This is a genomic window from Pseudomonas sp. (assembly GCF_035277045.1).
Taxonomy (GTDB): domain Bacteria; phylum Pseudomonadota; class Gammaproteobacteria; order Pseudomonadales; family Pseudomonadaceae; genus Aquipseudomonas.
This window is the reverse complement of the sequence record NZ_DATELE010000211.1, coordinates 1-2,097: the sequence shown is the minus strand read 5'-3', so window position 1 is coordinate 2,097 and position 2,097 is coordinate 1. Positions and strand designations below refer to the sequence as shown.

1 protein-coding gene is annotated in these 2,097 nt (G+C 70.4%); it reads left to right on the top strand.

What is annotated here, in order from left to right:
* Positions 1-2,097: amino acid adenylation domain-containing protein (locus tag VJS90_RS12035; RefSeq protein ID WP_324121879.1), on the top strand; the 2,097-nt coding region annotated here is incomplete at both ends.

Below are 2,097 nucleotides of genomic sequence, written 5' to 3'. Positions count from 1 at the left end.
CTGCGCGGCCAGGCCCGGCTCCAGGGGGTGACGCTGGCCAGCCTGCTGCACCTGGCGTGGGCGCGGGTGCTGGGCGCCGCGACCGGCCAGGACCACGTGGTGTTCGGCACCGTGCTGATGGGCCGCCTGCAAGGCGGTGCGGGCGCCGACCGGGGCCTTGGCATGTTCATCAATACCCTGCCGCTGCGGGTCGACCTTGGTACTGCGAGCGTCGGCGACGCGGTGCGTGACACCCACCGCGGCCTGGCCGCCTTGCTCGGCCACGAGCACGCCTCACTGGCCCTGGCCCAACGCTGCAGCGCGGTGCCCGCGCCCTTGCCGCTGTTCAGCGCGGTGCTCAACTTCAGGCACAGCGCCGGCCAGGCCCGTCAGGATGCCCGGCTCGAGGCCTGGCAGGGCTTGCAGGTGCACACCAGCGAAAAGCACACCAATTACCCGCTGAGCCTGAACGTCGATGACTTCGGCGAGGGCCTGCGCCTGACGGTGATGACCTTGCCCCAGGCCGGGGCGCGGCGCATCTGTGGCTACGTGCAGCAGGCGCTGACCGGGCTGGTCGAGGCGCTTGAAGCACAGCCCGGCCTGGCCCTGCGTCATGTGCCGGTGCTGGACGACGTCGAGCGCGAGCACCTGCTGGTGGAGTTCAATGCCACGACTCAGCCGCGCGACAGTGAACAGACCTTGCACGGCCTGTTCGAGGCCCAGGCCGAGCGCCGGCCGGACGCGGTGGCGCTGCGCAGCGAGGCTGGCGAGCTGAGCTACCGGCAGCTCAACGCTCAGGCCAACCGCCTGGCCCATCAGTTGATCGCGCTCGGCGTTCGGCCTGATGACCGGGTGGCGATCTGCATCGAGCGCGGCCTGCCAATGGTGATCGGCCTGCTGGCCATCCTCAAGACGGGCGCCGCCTATGTGCCCCTGGACCCAGGCTACCCCCGCGAGCGCCTGCGCTACATGCTCGAGGACAGCGCCCCGGCGGTGGTACTGGCGCAGCAGGCCGGCCGTGCCCTGCTTGGCGAGGTGGCGATGCCGGTGGTCGACCCCGCGCACGCCAGCCTGTGCGCGAAAGCCGGCGACAACCCGCGGGTGTCCGGGGTGACGGCAGCTCACCTGGCCTACGTGATCTACACCTCGGGCTCCACCGGCAGGCCCAAGGGCGTGATGGTCGAGCACCGCAACGTGGTCAACCTGGTGCACTGGTCGGCGCGGCTGTGCCCCCGCGCAGGCGCGTTGCTGCACAAGACCCCACTGAGCTTCGATGCTTCGGTCTGGGAGCTGTTCTGGCCGCTGTGCGCGGGGGTGCCGCTGGTGCTGGCCCGCGCCGACGGGCAGCGCGATCCGGCGTACGTGGCGCAGGTGATCCGTGAGCAGCAGGTCAGTGTGGTGCAGTTCGTGCCGGCCTTGCTCGGGCAGTTCCTCGAGCACCCGGACAGCCGGCGCTGCCATGGCCTGACCGATATCATCTGCGGCGGCGGCGAACTTACCCGCGAGCTCGCCACGAAGGTGCGCGAATGCCTGCCGCAGGTGCGCCTGCACGACGTCTACGGGCCCACCGAAACCACCGTCGACTGCAGCGCCTGGACCCTGGAGCCTGACACTCCGGTGCCTGCCCACACGCTGCCGATCGGCCGGCCGATCGACAACACCCGGCTCTACGTGCTCGACGCCCACGACCAGCCGGTGCCCCAGGGGGTAGCCGGGCAACTGCACATCGGTGGTGCCGGCGTGACGCGCGGCTATCTGGGCCTGGCGCACCTGCAGGCCGAGCGCTTCATTGACAGCCCCTTTGTCGCGGGAGACCGCCTGTACCGCAGTGGCGACCTGGTGCGGATGGACGCCGAGGGCCAGTTGCACTTCCTCGGCCGCACCGACGATCAGGTCAAGCTCAACGGTCTGCGGATCGAGCCAGGCGAGATCGAGACCTGCCTGCGCCTGCTGCCGGGCATCGACCAGGCGCTGGTACTGGTGCGCGACGTGCCGCCGGGCGGCAAGCGTCTGGTCGCCTATTACACCGGCGCAGCGCTGGCGGTGGAGGTACTGCGCGAGGCATTGCTGGCAAGACTGCCGGACTACATGGTGCCCGCGCTGTTCGTCCACCTCGAA